This is a genomic window from Proteus genomosp. 6 (assembly GCF_040139785.1).
Lineage (GTDB): Bacteria > Pseudomonadota > Gammaproteobacteria > Enterobacterales > Enterobacteriaceae > Proteus.
In genome coordinates this window covers 234,976-253,158 of record NZ_JBEEVJ010000007.1, presented here as the reverse complement: position 1 = coordinate 253,158, position 18,183 = coordinate 234,976, and the positions used below count along the sequence as shown (strand labels likewise).

Here is an 18,183-nt window from a genome sequence, read left to right as displayed (position 1 = left end):
TGCCAGGCATTAAATAAGACGAGAAAGCCAACCCAATGGGTTGGCTTTTTTGCGTTTGGGGTTTTTAAAAAGATCAACAGCTTATATGTTAGTCATTAATTAGAAACTATGGTTACATTCCTCAATAAAATAGCCAATCTTCATGCCGTTAAACACTATTTATGGCAACTCATTAGTGAAATGATCCCTGTATCAAGCATCTAATATCACATTAATTTAATGCCTAGTGTTCTGATCTTTTATTTCTTGTTATCTCTGATGGATCTAATTAAAAGCAGAAGGTGTAAATGTAAAAACACACTCTTTATTACTGAGTCTATTTTTATTTAGATATCTTTTAATGAGAATGTTATTGAGGCTCCTGCTCTTCTGAACGCAGTAAATCATAGTTTAAGATATTTTTATTACCATCAATAACAGTGATTGGTGATTTAGGCTGATAGCACTCATTTAATGGTGAGTGACACTGTTGAGGGGAGTTATGTTCTATTCCAAGCCAACTACTTAGTAGCCAATAGTTATTTACTGTTGAATAAGGCTTATTCAATGCATCATTATTGATAGTAGGTTTAATAGATGATGGGCTATACCAAATAAACAAAGGGATATCATAAGCTTCTTTTCGTGGCGTATTTACACCATGATGATAACGAACCTCTCTATTTTTATCGAGACGCTGTAAAGCGTGATCTGCAAAGTAGAGAATAGAAGCTGGTTTATCTTTGACTCTCTCGATGATGTCATTAATTAATTTATCTGTATAAGCGATAGAGCTGTCATAGCAGTTATCATCATCTTCTTGCGTGAATTTCTTTAAATACTGACTTGGAAATCGATTACAGGCCGGCTCATGGCTACCATATGTATGTAAGATGATTAGTTTTTTCTCTTCAGATGGCTCATTGAGAGCTCTGTCTAAATAAGGAAGCAACTCTTCATCATAACCGATAAATTCATTCCACTTTTTATTTTGAGCCATATTAGCAATGACAGAAATAACACTGGTTTTCTGATTACCTTCACCTTGATTACTTAACCAATATGTTTTAAACCCAGCATGATTGGCAAGAGAAACAATATTATCAGCGTAATGACTTTTATCTTGTAACTGTTCCAATCCTATATTTGAGAGTGAAATTGGTACAGAAAGAATAGTTACTGGTGCAGGAGAATAAACTTGATTGAATAGGATAAGATTACTCTTTTCTTTCATTAGATTAGGTGTTGTATCGTGCTGATAGCCATAAATTCCTAGATGATCTCTGCGAACGGATTCTCCAAGAATAAGGATATAAATTTCTGTATTATCATTATGTTTATTATATTGAAACTCAACTTTTTGAGAGGCAATTCTTCTAATTTGGCGATTTTCATGGAAGGTTCGGACAAGTGCTGCTGCATTATAAAAAGGTGTGTTCAGAAGGGTATATTCTGCAAGTAATTTACTGTTGTCATCGTTTTTCAATGCTAAGATTTTATAAATTGGAATGATGGCTATTAATATAACAAAAGCAGTCACACTTTTTTTTGTCGTTTTTAGATCAGATACTTGAGCTGCTTTATGGATGAAAAAATAGTAAATGGCAAAAGCACATAGGTAAAATAAGACATAATACTTATTATAAGAGAGCATACCGACAGTTTCGCTGCCATTGGTATTAATAAAAGTTTCAGCAATGGATGATGAAAAAGCAATATCGTGTTCACGATAGAAAAATAGAGAAATAGACAGGTTTAAAGACCATAGCGCACTAGTAATAAAGGTTATTATTTTTCCAAAAACAGAACGATAAATGCCACTACATATCAGTATAAGTAGCCAACCAATAAGAACAATATAGATTTTTTGTTCTATATGCAGTGTTGAACCACCCAATATTGCAGGTGCCATAGATAAGAAAAATAAAAGTGCGTAATGAGTTAATTGAGACATAATCTATTTAAAAACTACCACCTCTTTTTATACAGAATAAAAAGTTAACCATTTACTTTTTGACAATACAAGCCTTGTTTGGCTGAAGTGTGTCTGAAATTGATATTACTATGCTTCTTCCTCACTATTTTGAGCTATTTGGCTTTATTAATAAGCCTTGTAGAAAATAAGTTATGTTTCTTTTTATTTGTAATTAATTGATTTCAATTTAATTTGTTTTTATTTTTATAACAGTAGAATAACTAATAATAAGTTATTTAAATAATCGTATAGATATGTAGTTAAAGCTTAAAAGTATTCTAAATAAGTAAATAATAGAAATAGGATCAAGATTTTTATGATAATGGATAAAAATCATTGAAAATGAATAACCCCAAAGTTGAAATTCACTTTGGGGTTATTTTTATTTAGAAAGATAACATTATTTCAGACTGTTAGTGCTGTTTACCTTGTTCAATACCTAAGCCAATTTGAGAACGAATAAACTGTGCTTGGAATTTTGCTTTTTCTTGCTCACCTAAAGATGATTTATCAGTAACAGAGAAAAGCCATGAGACAACAAAAGCAATGATTATTGAGAATAATGCTGGATATTCATAAGGATAGATGGGTTTTTCATGACCTAAAATACTTACCCAAATTGTTGGCCCTAAGATCATCAACGTGACAGCAACTAATAAACCAGACCATCCTCCTGCGACTGCACCTCGTGTTGTCAGCCCTTTCCAATACATTGATAACAATATGATTGGGAAGTTACAGCTTGCTGCAATTGAGAAAGCTAGCCCCACCATAAAGGCAATATTTTGTTTTTCAAATAAAATACCTAAACCGATAGCGACGATACCTAAGATAACCACAGTAATTTTGGATACTTTTAGCTCTTGTCTTTCATCTGCGTGACCATTTTTAATTACATTCGCGTAGAGATCATGTGATACCGCAGATGCGCCCGCTAAAGTTAGTCCTGCAACAACGGCTAAAATAGTAGCGAAGGCAACGGCTGAAATGAAGCCTAAGAAGAAGTTACCGCCAACGGCATCCGCCAAGTGAACAGCCGCCATATTGGTTCCACCAATCAAAGCGCCAGCGGCATCTTTGAACATAGGATTAGGGCTAACGAGTAAGATAGCGCCGAAACCAATGATAAAAGTAAGAATATAGAAATAACCGATAAAACCTGTTGCATAGAAAACACTCTTACGGGCTTCTTTTGCATCACTAACAGTAAAGAAGCGCATGATGATATGAGGAAGTCCCGCCGTACCAAACATTAGTGCAAGACCTAAAGAGAGAGCAGATATAGGATCAGAAACCAATCCACCAGGACTCATGATAGAGAACCCTTTTGAGTGAACACTAACGGCTTCTTTAAATAAGGTATTGAAATTAAAATCGACAGCTTTCATCACCATAACAGCCATAAAACTTGCACCTGCAAGTAATAAAATAGCTTTAATGATTTGAACCCAAGTGGTGGCTAACATGCCTCCAAATAAAACATATAGCACCATTAGAATACCGACAAGCACAACGGCAATATGGTAGTTTAAGCCGAAAAGGAGTTCGATTAATTTACCGGCACCAACCATTTGTGCAATCAGATAAAGAGCGACAACAACCAGTGATCCAATAGCGGAGAGTGTTCTCACTGGTTTAGGGCTTAAGCGATAGGAGACAACATCAGCAAAGGTATAGCGTCCTAAATTACGTAAGCGTTCAGCAATGATAAAAAGAATGATAGGCCAACCAATCAGAAATCCAATTGAATAAATAAGTCCATCATAACCCGAGGTATAAACCAGTGCGGAGATCCCTAAAAAGGATGCGGCAGACATAAAATCACCGGCGATTGCCATTCCGTTTTGGAAGCCAGTAATTTTCCCTCCGGCAGTATAGTAATCAGCACGAGAGCGGGTACGTTTAGAAGCCCAATAAGTGATGTAAAGTGTTAATCCTACAAATATTAGGAACATGATGATGGCCTGAATATTCATAGGTTGTTTCTCACCTCCTTCAGTTATTGCGGCAGCGTAAGCAACCGTTGAGGAGAGGAAAAATAAGCTTATTGCATAAAGTAACTTTCTCATTTTTCTACCTCTTCAATAATTTCAGCGGTAAGTTTGTCGAACTCTGTATTGGCTTTAATAACGTAAACGCCCGTTAATAAAAATGAGGCGATGATTAAACCCATACCAATAGGAATACCTCGTGTAATGTAGCTGCCCTCATATAATGGTGTACCTAACCATTGTGGATAGAACGCAATAAGTAAGATAAATGAGACGTACATAACGAGCGTAATAATTGAAAGTGTCCATGAAAAACGACTACGTTTATTAACCAGTTCTTTAAAGCGAGGGTTGTTTTCTATCTCTTGATAAATATTGGAATTCATCAGAGTTCTCCTCTATATAATTGTTTGGTTTATCACTTGATTTAGAGGCTTAAATCCCCCGCATTCCATGATTTTCAGGTAAGAGAGCCCTGCAAAGGCATTTTCATGCCTTTGCTTTGTCGTATTACGTTTTTTGAATGACAGTTATTTGTTGTGTATTAAGCAGTGAGTGATAGAGACTGTTTTTCTTCTAACAGTTTCTCTACAACACCCGGATCAGCGAGTGTTGAGGTATCCCCGAGGTTAGTTGTGTCGCCAGAGGCAATTTTACGCAAGATACGGCGCATAATTTTCCCTGATCGTGTTTTAGGTAAGGAATCTGTCCAATGTAGGATATCTGGTGTGGCTATTGGCCCAATTTCTTTACGTACCCAGTTGCGAACTTCTGTATAAAGTTCAGGAGTTGGCTCTTCACCGTGATTTAAAGTGACATAAGCATAAATAGCTTGTCCTTTAATATTATGAGGAATACCAACTACTGCGGCTTCTGCAATCTTAGGATGTGCAACAAGAGCGGATTCAATCTCTGCTGTTCCTAAACGATGACCTGAAATATTCAAGACATCATCAACACGCCCTGTTATCCAATAGTCACCATCCTCATCTCGGCGAGCGCCGTCACCAGAGAAATACATCCCTTTAAAGGTTGAAAAATAAGTTTGCTCAAAACGATCGTGATCACCAAAAAGAGTTCTTGCTTGACCCGGCCAAGAATCAGTAATCACTAAGTTTCCTTCGCAAGCCCCTTGCTGTACTTCGCCCATATTATCGACAATTGCAGGCTGAATACCGAAGAAAGGGCGTGTTGCTGAGCCTGGTTTTAGATCCATTGCACCCGGTAATGGTGTTATCATGAAACCACCAGTTTCTGTTTGCCACCATGTATCAACGATAGGACATTGGCTACGTCCCATTTTCTGATAGAACCATTCCCATGCTTCTGGATTAATGGGTTCACCTACGGAGCCTAGAATGCGCAGAGAGGTGCGTTGAGTACCTTCAATCGCTTTATCGCCTTCAGCCATTAATGCACGGATTGCAGTCGGTGCTGTATATAATATATTGATTTGGTGTTTATCAACAATTTGAGCCATGCGGTTAACAGATGGATAATTAGGGACACCTTCAAACATAACAGTAGTCGCACCATTTGACAGAGGGCCATACAGTAAGTAGCTATGTCCTGTTACCCAACCCACGTCAGCAGTACACCAATAAATATCACCTTCATGATAATCAAAGGTGTATTTGAAGGTCATTGAAGCATAAACGAGATAACCTCCCGTTGTGTGCAGTACACCTTTGGGTTTGCCTGTTGAACCTGATGTATACAGAATAAAGAGAGGATCTTCTGCATCCATTACTTCAACATCACACTCAGTGCTGACACCTTGGGTGATTTCATCCCACCAAACATCGCGTCCTTCAATCCATTGTTCGGTATGTCCTGTTCGACGAAATACTACTACATGATTAATAGGAGGGATATCAGCGTGATTTAAAGCATCATCAACATTTTTCTTTAAAGGAATAGCGCGACCTGCACGTAATCCTTCATCAGCTGTAATTACTAATTTAGCTTTTGAGTCAATGATCCTGCCTGCGACAGCTTCAGGAGAGAAACCACCAAAAATAACAGAATGGATAGCACCAATACGAGTACAAGCGAGCATAGCGACTGCCGCTTCTGGCACCATCGGCATATAAATCGCCACAACATCGCCTTTTTTAATACCTAAATTTTTTAATACATTAGCGAATTGGCAAACATCTTGGTGGAGTTGTCTGTAAGTGATTTTTTTCGACTCATTAGGTGAGTCGCCTTCCCAAATAATGGCGGTTTGATCACCTCGTGTTTTAAGGTGGCGATCAAGACAGTTTTGACTGATATTTAGCTGACCATCTTCAAACCAGCGAATGCGTACATGGCCTGGGTCAAAAGAAGTATTCTTTACCACAGTATATGGTTTTATCCAGTCAATGATTTTCCCTTTATCTGCCCAAAAGGCCTCAGGGTTTTTAATGGATAATTCATAATCTTTTTGGTATTGCTCTTTATTGATCAGGGCGTGTTCTGCAATGCTTGCAGGAATATGATGTTGGTTTATTTTTGTCATAATAGTTCTCCTCACTATTGTTAATACTATGTCAAAAAGTCGTTAACAAAAGAGGGTAAATAAAGATTGTTTCTTTTTTGCGCAGAAGATCACGAATTAATGGAAATGCTTTTCATGGAATGTTCAATTAGTGCTAAAGCTAGCAGGGCATTATTTATCTACTATTTTCTTGTTTAATAGGATTATCGTTTAATAGAACGCTTTTAAATTAAAATAATATACTGTGAAAATTAATTTAACCGTGCTGGATAAAAAAACCACAAAAATAATATGGATATGATAATGATTTTCATTAACGTTTTTTTCACTATAATGAAATGAAAAGATAAATCACATGATGTGATCCAAGATAAAACAGCACTGGAGATTAATATGAGCTATACATTACCTGCACTGCCTTATGCTTATGATGCATTAGAGCCTCACTTTGATGAGCGTACAATGGAAATTCACCATACTAAGCATCATCAAACTTATGTGAATAATACCAATACAGCATTAGAAAAATTACCTGAGCTTGCTGGCTTGGAGATTGATGAATTAGTTAAAAATCTTCATAAAGTGCCTGCTGATCAACGTACTTTTTTACGTAATAACGCTGGTGGTCACTCTAACCACTCATTATTCTGGAAAGGTTTGAAGCTAGGTACTCAATTACAAGGTTCACTAAAAGATGCGATTGAGCGCGATTTTGGTAGCGTTGATGCCTTTAAAGAGTTATTTGAAAAAGCGGCTGCGAGCCGTTTTGGTTCAGGTTGGGCTTGGCTGGTATTAAAAGACGATGGCAAACTTGCGGTAGTTTCTACTGCAAACCAAGATAGCCCATTAATGGGTGAAGAGTTAGCTGGCGCATCAGGTTACCCAATTGTAGGGTTAGATGTGTGGGAACATGCTTACTACTTGAAATATCAAAATCGCCGCCCTGATTATATTAAAGCGTTCTGGTCCGTCGTTAACTGGGACGAAGCGCAAAAACGTTTTCAGAGCAAAGCATAATTGAGTAGATAACATCCTTTCTTTTTTATATTTTCAATGCCGACATTTGTCGGCATTGTTTCTTTTGAACACTATCTTTACTATGAGTTATTCTTTTCTGTTTAGGTAGTGAGCTATGCGTTATTTTCCTAGTGTTTTTATCGGTAATATCACAACAACATCTAATGGATTTACCAGTGCGATCACCAAAAGGCTGATGGATGGCACTATCAAATTGACATCACTAGGATTAGAAGGTGATGAGCAAGCAGAAAAGAGTTTTCACGGTGGTCCTGATCGCGCCCTTTGTCACTATCCTAACGAACATTATCTTTATTGGGCTGAGCAATTTCCACAATTAGTCGATTTTTTCCATGCTCCCGCATTTGGTGAAAATATCTCAACAACAGGCATGACGGAAGAGAATGTTTTTATTGGGGATATTTATCAATGGGGAACTGCATTAATTCAAGTGACTCAACCTCGCTCTCCTTGCTACAAACTTAACACAGTGACAGAAGTCAGTAACTTTTCGCAAATTATGCAAGATAGTGGTTATTGTGGTTGGTTATATCGTGTTGTGAGTGCAGGAGAAACAGGCAGTCATCATCCTCTTGTGTTGGTTTCAAGAAACAGTGATGTCTCTGTTAAAGAAGCTATTTCTATTGCTTTTCATATGCCTTTTGATGAAGAGCTTTATCATCGTTTATTAAGTGCGGCAGGATTATCAGCGAGTTGGAGTAAAACCATGCAGCTAAGACTGCAAAATCAAACTATTGAGAGCTTTGATAGACGGCTGTTTAAGAGATAAATAGTTATCTAATTGATAATTAATGGTATTAAAACACCTCCCTAAACATGAACTGCACCCCAAAAGTTGGACACCAACTTTGGGGTGTTTTTTTATGTATTAACGAAAAATTACGGATGTGCGATAAATCCAATCGCATCATAAACCTTGTCTAAGGTTGCTTGAGCACGAGTTTTGGCTTTATCAGCACCTTCTTTCATGATTTTATTAAGCAATGCTTCATCATTACGGAATGTGTTAAAACGTTCTTGAATGTTGGTTAGCATTTCAGATACCGCATCAGCGACAGCACCTTTTAGATGACCATACATTTGGCCTTCAAATTCAGCTTCTAATTCAGGAATAGTTTTACCTGTAACACCCGCTAAGATATCGAGTAAGTTAGACACACCTGCTTTATTTTCAAGATCGTAAATAACACGAGGTGGTTCTTCAGAATCTGTCATTGCGCGTTTAATTTTCTTGGCTGCTGCTTTTGGATCTTCAAGCAATGCGATAACGTTATTACGGTTATCATCAGACTTGGACATTTTCTTGGTCGGATCTTGCAGAGCCATAACACGAGCACCGCCTTTTGGAATAAAAGGATCGGGTACGGTGAAGATATCGCCATAAATAGCGTTAAAGCGCTGAGCAATATCACGGCTTAATTCAAGATGTTGTTTTTGGTCGATACCAACAGGGACTTGATTTGTTTGATAAATCAGAATATCTGCCGCCATTAATACAGGATAATCGAATAACCCTGCATTGATATTTTCAGAGTGACGCGCTGATTTATCTTTAAATTGAGTCATTCGGCTCAATTCACCAAAATAGGTATAGCAGTTAAGTGCCCAGCTTAATTGTGCATGTTGTGGAACATGTGACTGAACAAAAATAGTGCTTTTTTCTGGATCAATACCGCAAGCAAGATAAAGAGCCAGCGTATCTAAGGTTCTTTTTCTAAGTTCTTTTGGATCTTGACGAACTGTAATGGCGTGTTGGTCAACGATACAGTAAATGCAATCATAGTCATCTTGCATTTGTACCCATTGACGTAATGCACCCATGTAGTTACCAATAGTGAGTTCACCAGAAGGTTGTGCACCACTGAATACAATTGGCTTTTGTGCCGTTTTTTCTACTGAAGTCGTCATCTTAATTCTGTTCCACAGTTGTCATTGCGTGATGTCGAGGATTGATAGCAAGTCAGCAAAATTATCGAGTGTATAATCAGGTTTGCTGTCTGCAATAGAGACGCCATAGTTATAGCCATAGGTTAAACCTACGCAAGGGCACTCGGCCGCTTGTGCTGCAATAATATCGTTGCGAGAATCCCCAACAAAAAGGAGTTCTTCCTTTTTAACACCAAATGTACCCATTGTTAAATATAATGGTGCTGGATGTGGTTTTTTTTCTTTGACATCATCTCCCCCTAGTACTAAGGAAAAATATTTATCAATTTTCAGTTGCTGTAATAGTGGTGCAATAAAAGGTGAAGGCTTATTGGTAACGATACCTAATGGAATGTTATGTGAAGCTAATACTTCAAGCGTTTCTTTGACGTGTGGGAATAAATCACTGCCTGTTTTGACCGATGTTGCATAATGTTCATCAAAAAGGTCACGCATCTCTTTTAATAAGGTTTCTGTGACATCTTCTACGCCAGCGTTATGTAAAGCGCGCGTAAGTAGCATATCAACGCCATTACCCACCCAAATTGTGACATTATGTTTACCAGCAGGTGCAAAACCTTTTGATGTTAATGCGTAATCTGTTGCTTCTGTTAGTCCAACAGCGCTGTCTGTGAGTGTGCCATCAAGATCAAAGGCGATAGCACGAATGCCTTTGAGTTTTTTGTCTATCATTACGATACCTTTTCTAATTCGCGACGCATATTGTCAATAACATGCTTATAATCTGGTTGATTGAAAATAGCTGAGCCAGCAACGAACATATCTGCACCTGCTTGGGCAATTTCAGCGATATTATCGACTTTAACACCACCATCAATTTCTAAACGAATGTCATAACCACTATCATCGATCATTTTACGAACTTGGCGTAATTTATCGAGGGTGTTAGGAATAAATGATTGACCACCAAAGCCTGGGTTAACAGACATCAGCAGAATAAGATCTAATTTATCCATTACATAATCGAGATAATTTAATGGGGTTGCTGGGTTAAGCACTAAGCCTGCTTTACAACCACAATCTTTTATTAGTTGAATTGTACGGTCAACGTGGTCACTGGCTTCAGCGTGAAATGAGATATATGTTGCGCCAGCTTCTGCAAAATCAGGAATAATGCGATCAACGGGTTTAACCATTAGGTGAACATCAATGGGCGCTGTAATACCGTAGTTGCGCAGAGCTTTACAAATTGGCGCACCAAACGTTAGGTTCGGTACATAGTGGTTATCCATAACATCAAAGTGGACAACATCTGCGCCAGCTGCGAGCACTTTTTCAGTGTCTTCGCCAAGGCGAGCAAAATCAGCGGATAAAATAGAAGGGGCAATCAGAAAATCTTTCATCGCATTCTCCAGACAACACTCCCATTGTCGGGAGGTGTTAACGATTATTTATATAAGGCAAGTAATTCGTTCACTTTGCTACGACCAAGTGTGTTGCTACTGATTGTTCTTCTGACTTTCACACTGTGTAGCTCTTTTGCGTCTACATACCACTCTTTTGTTAACGCAGTCTCATGATTTGATATTAACACGGGTATCTGTCTCTCGTAAGCCAGCATTGAGGCAAGTTGAGCCAGATGTTCCTGCTCTTGAAAACTAAAGCTATTTGTATGGTATGACGTAAAATTTGCAGTCGGTGATAACGGTGCATAAGGAGGATCGCAATAAACAACGGCGCCTTTTTTTGCATTTGTCATCGTTGATGAATAGCTTTGGCAAACAAATTCGGCTTTTTGTGCTTTTTCAGAAAACCAAATTAGCTCTGCTTCAGGAAAATAAGGTTTTTTATAACGACCAAAAGGGACATTGTATTCACCTTTTGAATTATAACGACACAGCCCATTGTAGCAATGACGGTTAAGATAGAGAAATAACACACTACGCTGATAAGCGTCCGTTGAACGATTAAATTCTTGTCGTAGTTGATAGAACTCTTCTGCGATATTCATTTGAGGGGTAAATAATAAGCGAGCATCCTTCATAAATTTTTCAGGATGTTGCTTTACCGTATTATAGAGATGAATTAGATCACTATTTATATCGGCAAGAATATATGAATCGTATTCTGTATTTAAAAAAACAGAACCGGCACCCATAAAAGGTTCAATTAAACAATTACCCTCAGGCAGATGACGTTTAATGTCATCTACCAAAGGATATTTACCACCAGCCCATTTTAGGAATGCGCGTTTTTTTTTCATGCCGTCCAAATTTCTCAATCGTTTCAGAGTCGCCGATTGTACTCTGTTTCAGACAGCATATCAGCGGTGAACTTCGTCTTAATTATTTTTTTAGATCCTGATGAACATGTTTCATCGGTCTAACCCAAGGTTGTTTGGCTTGTACTGGCGCAGGTAAAGAAGAAACAGCCTGCTTGGCTTCACTTATATTACGATAATTTCCATAGATGAGTACATACCATGGATTACCATTACGCTGCGTTTTGTAAATAGTGTAGTTTCCATTGAGGTTCTTTTTAGCGAAAGCCTCTAAGGTATCTTGGCGACTTGCACCACTTAATTGCAAAGTATAGTTAGTAGCAGGGATAGTGCTTAAATTACTTGCTGATAATGAGCCTGAAACAACAGGTTTAGTCGTTGCAGGTTTAGGTTGCGTTGTTGCTGGTGGTGTTACTGGTTTTGTTGGTGGTGTTTTTACTTCAGCCGGTTTTTGTACGGGTTGCACTGGTTTAGTTGCAGGTGGTTGCGTGACAGGCTGCACGGGTTGTGGCTGTTGCACATTTAATTGCTGCTGATTAGTGGCTTGATTAATACCTGCTTGTTGTTGATTTAAAGAATCAACGATATCTCCAGGGATCTCAACACGTTGACCTTGCGAATCAATCATTGGAGGTAAATTTTGTGAAGGTGGTGTTGCAGGCTGTATCTCTTGCCCAGAAATAGATTGAGGTGTCGATGGCTGACCATTTTCTGAAGGCGTAACGGATGACGGTTGTTGAGATAGGTCGATATTTCTTTCCGTATTGGTCGAAGGTGCAGGTTCAGTTGTTTCTGGTGATTTTAATGCTGAACTTATTGCGATAATTAGCAGAATAAGGACTAAAACACCTGCACCAATCATCATCTGTTGACGGGATACAGAGAATCGTGCGTTTTTTAATGGATTGTTACGAGGTCGGTTGGTTCGACGTTCAGGTCTATCCGAAGTATCAGGTTTGAGTGAATTATCACCCTTGGTTTCATTATCAGGTTTGAACTCGTCCATTATGCCCTCCGTCAGAGCGTCAAAAAGCGAAAAATATTCTATTCAGCCTTAGCCATTACCTCATAGTATAAGGATGAAACGCTTTTTCTGAAACGTTGCATTTGACAATATTAACCAGAATTTTCCTTAAATGAATATTCTAGTTTATTGCTTGTCAGGTAATGGGGAGCTTAATTTGCATTAATGCAAGATGTTATCGCTTTGTGGACTTGTTCGCGAGTAATATCGGCACGTAATTCGGATTGACCGATACCTTTTGGTAAAACAAGGTGTAATTTGCCACCAGATACTTTTTTATCTCTCATCATATGAGGTAAATAGTCATCAGGTGTCATTTCAATAGGACCATTGATGGGGAGATTGGCTCTCTCAAGCAATTGAATAACACGTTGGGTCTCTTCTTCAGTGAATTGACCAAGTGCTTGAGATGTTCTTGCCGCCATTACCATACCTGCGGCAACGGCTTCACCATGCAACCAAACACCATATCCCATATGGGCTTCAATGGCATGTCCATAGGTATGGCCAAGGTTGAGTAGTGCGCGTAAGCCACTTGTTTCTTTTTCATCAGCAGCAACGACGTCAGCTTTTAGCTCACAGCAACGACGGATACAAAATGCCATGGCTTTAGGATCAAGAGCCAAGAGTTTATCAATATTATTTTCAAGCCAGATAAAAAAGTCTTTATCTAAAATGATGCCATATTTAATAACTTCAGCTAAACCCGATGAAAGTTCACGAGGCGGTAATGTGGCAAGACAATCGAGATCGATAACAACAGAAGCGGGCTGATAAAACGCACCAATCATATTTTTGCCAAGAGGATGATTAACTGCGGTTTTTCCACCAACAGAAGAATCGACTTGTGACAATAGTGTTGTTGGTACTTGGATAAAGCGAACGCCACGTTGATAGCTTGCTGCGGCAAAACCAGTTAGATCACCAATAACACCACCGCCTAATGCGATAAGTGTTGTATCTCGATTGTGATTTTTTTCTAATAATGCAGTAAAGACATCATTCATGATTTCAAGCGATTTGTATTGTTCGCCATCAGGCAAAATTACGCTATCAACCAAAACACCCTGTTTTTTTAAGGTGTCCGTTACCTTTTCTAAATAGAGTGGAGCAAGTGTCACGTTTGTGACTATCATAACTTGCTGCCCTGATTTTAAAGGTAAAAAGGTATCTTCTTGATGAAAAAGGCCAGAAGCAATGGTAATGGGATAGCTTCTTTCACCTAATGTGACAGTGATTTTTTCCATAACAGTGGCCTTCTTTTTATTGTCTTTACTTAACCTTATAAATAGCTGAATTTATTAGTTTTGTTCTAATAATTCAATTATTTGATTGGCTACAATTTTTGCACTCTGATCATCAGTATGAATAGTGATGTCAGCAATTTCTTCATAAAGAGGATTACGTTCTTCAGCTAATGTCTCTAAGACATCGCGCACAGGTTCAACACCTTGCAATAAAGGACGTTTTTTATCACGTTGGGTACGCGCGAGCTGCTTTTCGATGTTGGTTTCTAAATAAACAACCACACCGCGTGCAGATAATCTGTTACGGGTTTCTCGCGATATCACCGAACCACCACCTGTTGCTAACACAATGCCTTGCTTTTCAGTGAGTTCGTTGATTATTTTTTCTTCTCGTTGACGGAAGCCTTCTTCGCCTTCAACATCAAATACCCAACCTACATCTGCACCTGTACGCCGCTCAATTTCCTGATCGGAATCATAAAACTCCATACTAAGTTGTTGAGCTAACTGACGACCAATAGTGCTTTTGCCGGCACCCATAGGCCCAACCAGAAAGATATTACGTTTCTCTGCCATGTTTTTGGTATTACTAAGATATTCGTTAATGATAACCCGCCCCGCCAAATTCATTCAGCGACGGGACCTAAACTGAAATTTATGAGTGTTTATCTAATTCACACCTGATAACATTTGTTATCTACTCTCATAATAAGACTGAGTTCTTTCAGTAGATCGCTATAAAATAACCACATGCTGTCATAAGCGACAACATAGGATAAAAATCCCTTTGCCCACAGTACATAACAAAAACTACTAAAAAAGTAATTATCTTTGTTGGCAACGCGGAGATTCTAACACAATTTAGTCGGAAAACCGCATCTGATAATATTGTCTTTTTCGTCATCAATCGATCAATATTACATATAAAAAGCCCTACCTCCAAGAATAGAGGAAGTGCATAAAATGTATCCGTATTTTTATTGTGATGTTTCAGGCTCACTCAAATTAGCTAACCCTTGTAAGCTAAATCGTCCTCATCGTCAAATCTATAAATACTGATTATAAGAAAAAACAATGAATAACTCTCAGTTTAACTCTAGTGAAAAACATGTAGTGCTTTGTATTTTATAATAAAAATATTTATCACATAAAAAATTATATTAATTTGGGTGTAATAAAAATAACCAATTCATGGCGACTGTGTTGATCTCTTTTATGACTGAAAAGTACGCCTAGTAATGGAATAGAGGATAAGAAGGGGATCTTTGCTGTGTGTTCTTGTTGCTTTTGCTGAAATATACCTCCTAACATAATGGTTTCTCCATCGCGAATAGTCACTTCTGTGCTGATCTCTTGTTTATCAATAGAAAGATGTTCACTTCCGCCTTGAACAAGTGCAATACCTGGTGTGTTTTGACTAATTTTAAGTATTAACCTTATCTTTTTATTTCTTTGAATAATGGGCGTTACTTCCATACCCAAGACGGCTTCTTTAAATTGTACTCGTGTGATTTCATTATCTCGACTGACATAGGGGATCTCCGTTCCTTGTTTGATGGAGGCTGTTTTTTCATGAGCGGTTGTTAGCCGCGGACTGGCAATAATAGATAACTGTTTCTCTTGTTCTAACGCACTTAATTCAAGCTCTAATAGGCGCCCATTAATTCTAGCAATATTAAATGCAATATAGTGAAGAGGGTTTTTGGTGTTTTGATGGAGTGATAATGCAGAAAGTGAAGGCGTTGATAGCGCTGAATTAAGCGAGGAGGTTGTTGAAATAGCATTAGGTATGGTAGATGCTGCTTCGGTTTGTGTTTTTAATGCTTGTAATCCCCATTGAGTACCTAATTCATTTAGAGCATCCTGACTGCTACTCACAATATGTGCGGTGATATGAACTTGTTGTTGTGGGGTGTCCCGTAATTTTAGCCAATCCCCAATTTCAGATAGTGTTTTACTATTATCAACTATTGAAAGACTATTCGCTTCTCTATCAATAATAACTCGCCCCTGCTGACTTAGTAATGGAATAGTGTGATCACTTAGTTGTTCGCCTAGTCTCTCAGCATCAGCATAATTTAAAGGATAAAGTTGGTGATGTAATTCTTCAGGTTGTTCTGTAGTAGATGTTCGCTCTTCAATAAAGGTAGATGATATCTTTTCATCATCGCTATTCTCAGGAAAGAAGGGGTCTCGAGTGTGAGCCCAAATGGTGGTTGTCATCATATATAATATGACGATTAAAATTCCTATCTTCATGATATATCACCCTGTATTGCACTAGGATAACTTAGCTCTGTAAAACTCATTTGTACTGAAATTAGGTGGGGTTTTATTGGAACAATATGCAGAGAGATCAGCGCTAAACTTGTTTGACTGAGGTATTCCAATAGTGTTAAAAACTGTGGGTAAGACAAAGTAAAAGTGAGTTTATATAAAGAGTTAGGCGTGTTTTCCCAAATCTCTGGTATAAAATGATAAGTCATTAGTAAGCGTTGTAATTGCTCACTAACCGGTGGGTTATCGAATGGAATGTCATAATCTATTTGTTGTGTGATTAGTGAATTAATAGATGGCATTGTGTCTAATGTGCTTTGATAGTGATTAATACGCTTTAGTCTTTGTGCTATTTCTAGGTATTGTTGGGCTATCTCTTGCTGGTAGTCCGTGTAGATAAAGAGGTAATAAAATAGCAGGGTAATAAAAGGTATCATTAAGCTCAGTAAAGTGAGTTTCCACTTAGGTAGAAACGCAATAAGTAACAACCATTGTGCATTTATTTTCATTGGCTTCCCTCATCTTCTTCATTCCATCGCTCTTGTTCTTCTGATTTTCCGTTTAAATGTACTTCTGTGTAAGACGGATCAGTTTTGTTTTGTTGTAAATAACTCAACGTTAAAGAGGCTAAAACAGAGTGACTTTTAAGGTTGGTAATAAAGGAGAGTGATTGTGTATTGGGGAGTGTGAGATGCAGTGAGCGTTGATTATCTGCCTCACCATAGTGGCTAATCCAACCAGTTGAGGGAAGATGGGTTTCGATAGCTCGAAAGAAGCGAATGTAATGTAAATAGCGCAACCAGTTTTGATAATAGAGTGAATAGTGCTGATAGTGTAAAAGTGTTTGTTTTTTCTGTGTTTGATATATATCGATCTGTTTTAGTAATAAATCTTCTTGTTGCTGAGTTTGGCGTTGTTGATCTGTTATGAGTGATCGTTTTTGTGCCAAATGGTAGGTGTAATAGCTACAAATAACGAAAGTGATCGTGACCAATGATAGCGTTTGAGAAAGCCATAACAATGCTTTTTGTCTAAATAAGCTGTGGCGCCAAGGTAGGTAATTTACTTGATACATAGCACCTCTTCAGGGCGTAATGCCAAACCTAATGCAACAAATGGAATGAGATCTTTATCTGACGTTGTTTTAAATAAGTTGAGGGAAAGATTGGGCCAAAGAGGCATCAACTGGCTAAAATATTCTTCATTATCACCCGTTAAATAACACTGTTTTAATGGCCAATGGTATTTTTCTATTAACTGATAAATACAAGCTTGTTGCTCTTGTTGGTTTTCATAGGTGAGAGTGCCGTAATGGGGCATATTTTCATCAGATGATACCCAAAGTAGCGTTTTGTTTTTACAGTACAAAAGGGGATTCTGAGGTGAGATGCCGAGGTAAGTTGCTAAATAGCGTAGTGCACACGCTGGGGTATCAATCGCAGTTATTGTTAAGTTTATTCGAGAAAATAAGTCAATATACTTATCTAAAATCGTTTTATGGCACAGGTGAATAGCGAGTTTCCCCTTATTTTGCCGATAATCAAAATTAACAGGGATTTTCGTATTTTGTGTGTAAGATGTGGCTCGTAGTTGCGCCAACCGATAACATGCTGCTGATGTAAGGGAAACTGCATGAGGCAGTGGGATAATTTGATAGTTTTCATAAATATCCGGTAGAGAAAGCGTAACATTATTAATAGAAGGTAATTTTTTACGCCAACCCATTAGGATTTTTCTTAATTTTATATCATTTAAATCGTCATTAAGAGGTAAAGGGAATTGCCAAAATGCACTGATCTTCCATTGTTTATTCTGCTGAAATACCAAAACTGCATTGATATGATGAGTGTTAATTTCAATACCAATCTGGTAATTGTGTGTTTCCATAAATGATATCCATATCTATTGATGAGTAATTGCCTATTTTCAAAGAGGCGTTACCTTTATACTACGCACTGTTTGTTTATAAACCGCCCAATTCACACTACATGGGAAATTTAAG

Annotated in this window: 17 protein-coding genes; 2 read left to right on the top strand and 15 right to left on the bottom strand. The window is 37.9% G+C overall.

The window, feature by feature from the left end:
• Positions 1-349 precede the first annotated feature (349 nt).
• The 4 genes from ABN212_RS11390 to acs all read right to left on the bottom strand — a co-directional run bounded on the left by ABN212_RS11390 (position 350) and on the right by acs (position 6,448).
• Positions 350-1,933, bottom strand: a complete 1,584-nt coding sequence (locus ABN212_RS11390) for a phosphoethanolamine transferase (RefSeq protein ID WP_349443239.1) — start codon at positions 1,931-1,933, stop codon at positions 350-352.
• Positions 1,934-2,367: 434 nt separating this feature from the next.
• Positions 2,368-4,023 (bottom strand): cation acetate symporter, encoded by a 1,656-nt coding sequence (locus tag ABN212_RS11385; RefSeq protein ID WP_196533866.1) that lies wholly within the window; start codon positions 4,021-4,023, stop codon positions 2,368-2,370.
• A complete protein-coding gene (locus ABN212_RS11380) occupies positions 4,020-4,331 on the bottom strand; it encodes a DUF485 domain-containing protein (RefSeq protein WP_196533867.1) in 312 nt (103 codons plus the stop codon). Before ABN212_RS11380 ends, ABN212_RS11385 begins: the two co-directional genes overlap by 4 nt.
• Positions 4,332-4,489: 158 nt before the next feature.
• The gene (gene acs, locus ABN212_RS11375; RefSeq protein ID WP_198620166.1) at positions 4,490-6,448 is read right to left on the bottom strand and encodes an acetate--CoA ligase; all 1,959 of its coding nucleotides are present in this window, start codon (positions 6,446-6,448) and stop codon (positions 4,490-4,492) included.
• Between the two features lie 372 nt (positions 6,449-6,820).
• Here acs and sodA point away from each other — a divergent pair, with 372 nt between their 5' ends.
• Entirely contained in the window at positions 6,821-7,444 is a 624-nt protein-coding gene (gene sodA / locus ABN212_RS11370; RefSeq protein WP_075672604.1) for a superoxide dismutase [Mn], read from the top strand.
• A gap of 115 nt (positions 7,445-7,559) precedes the next feature.
• Positions 7,560-8,234 (top strand): 6-hydroxyaminopurine reductase, encoded by a 675-nt coding sequence (gene yiiM, locus ABN212_RS11365; RefSeq protein WP_349443238.1) that lies wholly within the window; start codon positions 7,560-7,562, stop codon positions 8,232-8,234.
• A 110-nt stretch (positions 8,235-8,344) separates the two neighbouring features.
• Here yiiM and trpS read toward each other — a convergent pair whose 3' ends face one another.
• The 11 genes from trpS to ABN212_RS11310 all read right to left on the bottom strand — a co-directional run bounded on the left by trpS (position 8,345) and on the right by ABN212_RS11310 (position 18,068).
• A complete protein-coding gene (trpS, locus tag ABN212_RS11360; protein ID WP_196533871.1) occupies positions 8,345-9,373 on the bottom strand; it encodes a tryptophan--tRNA ligase in 1,029 nt (342 codons plus the stop codon).
• Positions 9,374-9,394: 21 nt separating this feature from the next.
• Entirely contained in the window at positions 9,395-10,084 is a 690-nt protein-coding gene (locus ABN212_RS11355; protein ID WP_198620164.1) for a phosphoglycolate phosphatase, read from the bottom strand.
• Positions 10,084-10,755, bottom strand: coding sequence for a ribulose-phosphate 3-epimerase (gene rpe / locus ABN212_RS11350; protein ID WP_198620163.1), 672 nt, complete (start codon positions 10,753-10,755; stop codon positions 10,084-10,086). Before rpe ends, ABN212_RS11355 begins: the two co-directional genes overlap by 1 nt.
• A 44-nt stretch (positions 10,756-10,799) precedes the next feature.
• Positions 10,800-11,615: an adenine-specific DNA-methyltransferase gene (dam, locus tag ABN212_RS11345; protein WP_160230824.1), complete on the bottom strand. Its 816-nt coding sequence runs from the start codon at positions 11,613-11,615 to the stop codon at positions 10,800-10,802.
• Positions 11,616-11,697: 82 nt separating this feature from the next.
• Positions 11,698-12,639 (bottom strand): SPOR domain-containing protein, encoded by a 942-nt coding sequence (locus ABN212_RS11340; protein ID WP_349443237.1) that lies wholly within the window; start codon positions 12,637-12,639, stop codon positions 11,698-11,700.
• A gap of 170 nt (positions 12,640-12,809) precedes the next feature.
• Positions 12,810-13,904: a 3-dehydroquinate synthase gene (gene aroB, locus ABN212_RS11335; RefSeq protein WP_198620162.1), complete on the bottom strand. Its 1,095-nt coding sequence runs from the start codon at positions 13,902-13,904 to the stop codon at positions 12,810-12,812.
• A gap of 54 nt (positions 13,905-13,958) precedes the next feature.
• Complete coding sequence (gene aroK / locus ABN212_RS11330; RefSeq protein ID WP_129586866.1) at positions 13,959-14,480, bottom strand: shikimate kinase AroK; 522 nt, start codon at positions 14,478-14,480, stop codon at positions 13,959-13,961.
• 579 nt (positions 14,481-15,059) lie between these two features.
• Positions 15,060-16,163, bottom strand: coding sequence for a type IV pilus secretin PilQ (gene pilQ, locus ABN212_RS11325; protein ID WP_198620161.1), 1,104 nt, complete (start codon positions 16,161-16,163; stop codon positions 15,060-15,062).
• Positions 16,160-16,690, bottom strand: coding sequence for a hypothetical protein (locus tag ABN212_RS11320; protein ID WP_349443236.1), 531 nt, complete (start codon positions 16,688-16,690; stop codon positions 16,160-16,162). The genes pilQ and ABN212_RS11320 overlap by 4 nt, the downstream gene beginning before the upstream one ends.
• Complete coding sequence (locus tag ABN212_RS11315) at positions 16,687-17,256, bottom strand: fimbrial assembly protein (protein WP_349443235.1); 570 nt, start codon at positions 17,254-17,256, stop codon at positions 16,687-16,689. The genes ABN212_RS11320 and ABN212_RS11315 overlap by 4 nt, the downstream gene beginning before the upstream one ends.
• Complete coding sequence (locus tag ABN212_RS11310; protein WP_198626256.1) at positions 17,244-18,068, bottom strand: hypothetical protein; 825 nt, start codon at positions 18,066-18,068, stop codon at positions 17,244-17,246. Before ABN212_RS11310 ends, ABN212_RS11315 begins: the two co-directional genes overlap by 13 nt.
• Between the last annotated feature and the right edge of the window lie 115 nt (positions 18,069-18,183).

Excerpts from the sequence above, each read along its gene's own strand:
- ABN212_RS11320 (WP_349443236.1), bottom strand. The coding sequence starts at position 16,690 with ATGAAAATAAATGCACAATGGTTGTTACTTATTGCGTTTCTACCTAAG.
- aroB (WP_198620162.1), bottom strand. The coding sequence starts at position 13,904 with ATGGAAAAAATCACTGTCACATTAGGTGAAAGAAGCTATCCCATTACC.
- ABN212_RS11390 (WP_349443239.1), bottom strand. The coding sequence starts at position 1,933 with ATGTCTCAATTAACTCATTACGCACTTTTATTTTTCTTATCTATGGCA.
- ABN212_RS11380 (WP_196533867.1), bottom strand. The coding sequence starts at position 4,331 with ATGAATTCCAATATTTATCAAGAGATAGAAAACAACCCTCGCTTTAAA.
- pilQ (WP_198620161.1), bottom strand. The coding sequence starts at position 16,163 with ATGAAGATAGGAATTTTAATCGTCATATTATATATGATGACAACCACC.
- ABN212_RS11315 (WP_349443235.1), bottom strand. The coding sequence starts at position 17,256 with ATGTATCAAGTAAATTACCTACCTTGGCGCCACAGCTTATTTAGACAA.
- ABN212_RS11355 (WP_198620164.1), bottom strand. The coding sequence starts at position 10,084 with ATGATAGACAAAAAACTCAAAGGCATTCGTGCTATCGCCTTTGATCTT.
- acs (WP_198620166.1), bottom strand. The coding sequence starts at position 6,448 with ATGACAAAAATAAACCAACATCATATTCCTGCAAGCATTGCAGAACAC.
- ABN212_RS11340 (WP_349443237.1), bottom strand. The coding sequence starts at position 12,639 with ATGGACGAGTTCAAACCTGATAATGAAACCAAGGGTGATAATTCACTC.
- sodA (WP_075672604.1), top strand. The coding sequence starts at position 6,821 with ATGAGCTATACATTACCTGCACTGCCTTATGCTTATGATGCATTAGAG.
- dam (WP_160230824.1), bottom strand. The coding sequence starts at position 11,615 with ATGAAAAAAAAACGCGCATTCCTAAAATGGGCTGGTGGTAAATATCCT.
- aroK (WP_129586866.1), bottom strand. The coding sequence starts at position 14,480 with ATGGCAGAGAAACGTAATATCTTTCTGGTTGGGCCTATGGGTGCCGGC.
- ABN212_RS11385 (WP_196533866.1), bottom strand. The coding sequence starts at position 4,023 with ATGAGAAAGTTACTTTATGCAATAAGCTTATTTTTCCTCTCCTCAACG.
- rpe (WP_198620163.1), bottom strand. The coding sequence starts at position 10,755 with ATGAAAGATTTTCTGATTGCCCCTTCTATTTTATCCGCTGATTTTGCT.
- yiiM (WP_349443238.1), top strand. The coding sequence starts at position 7,560 with ATGCGTTATTTTCCTAGTGTTTTTATCGGTAATATCACAACAACATCT.
- ABN212_RS11310 (WP_198626256.1), bottom strand. The coding sequence starts at position 18,068 with ATGGAAACACACAATTACCAGATTGGTATTGAAATTAACACTCATCAT.
- trpS (WP_196533871.1), bottom strand. The coding sequence starts at position 9,373 with ATGACGACTTCAGTAGAAAAAACGGCACAAAAGCCAATTGTATTCAGT.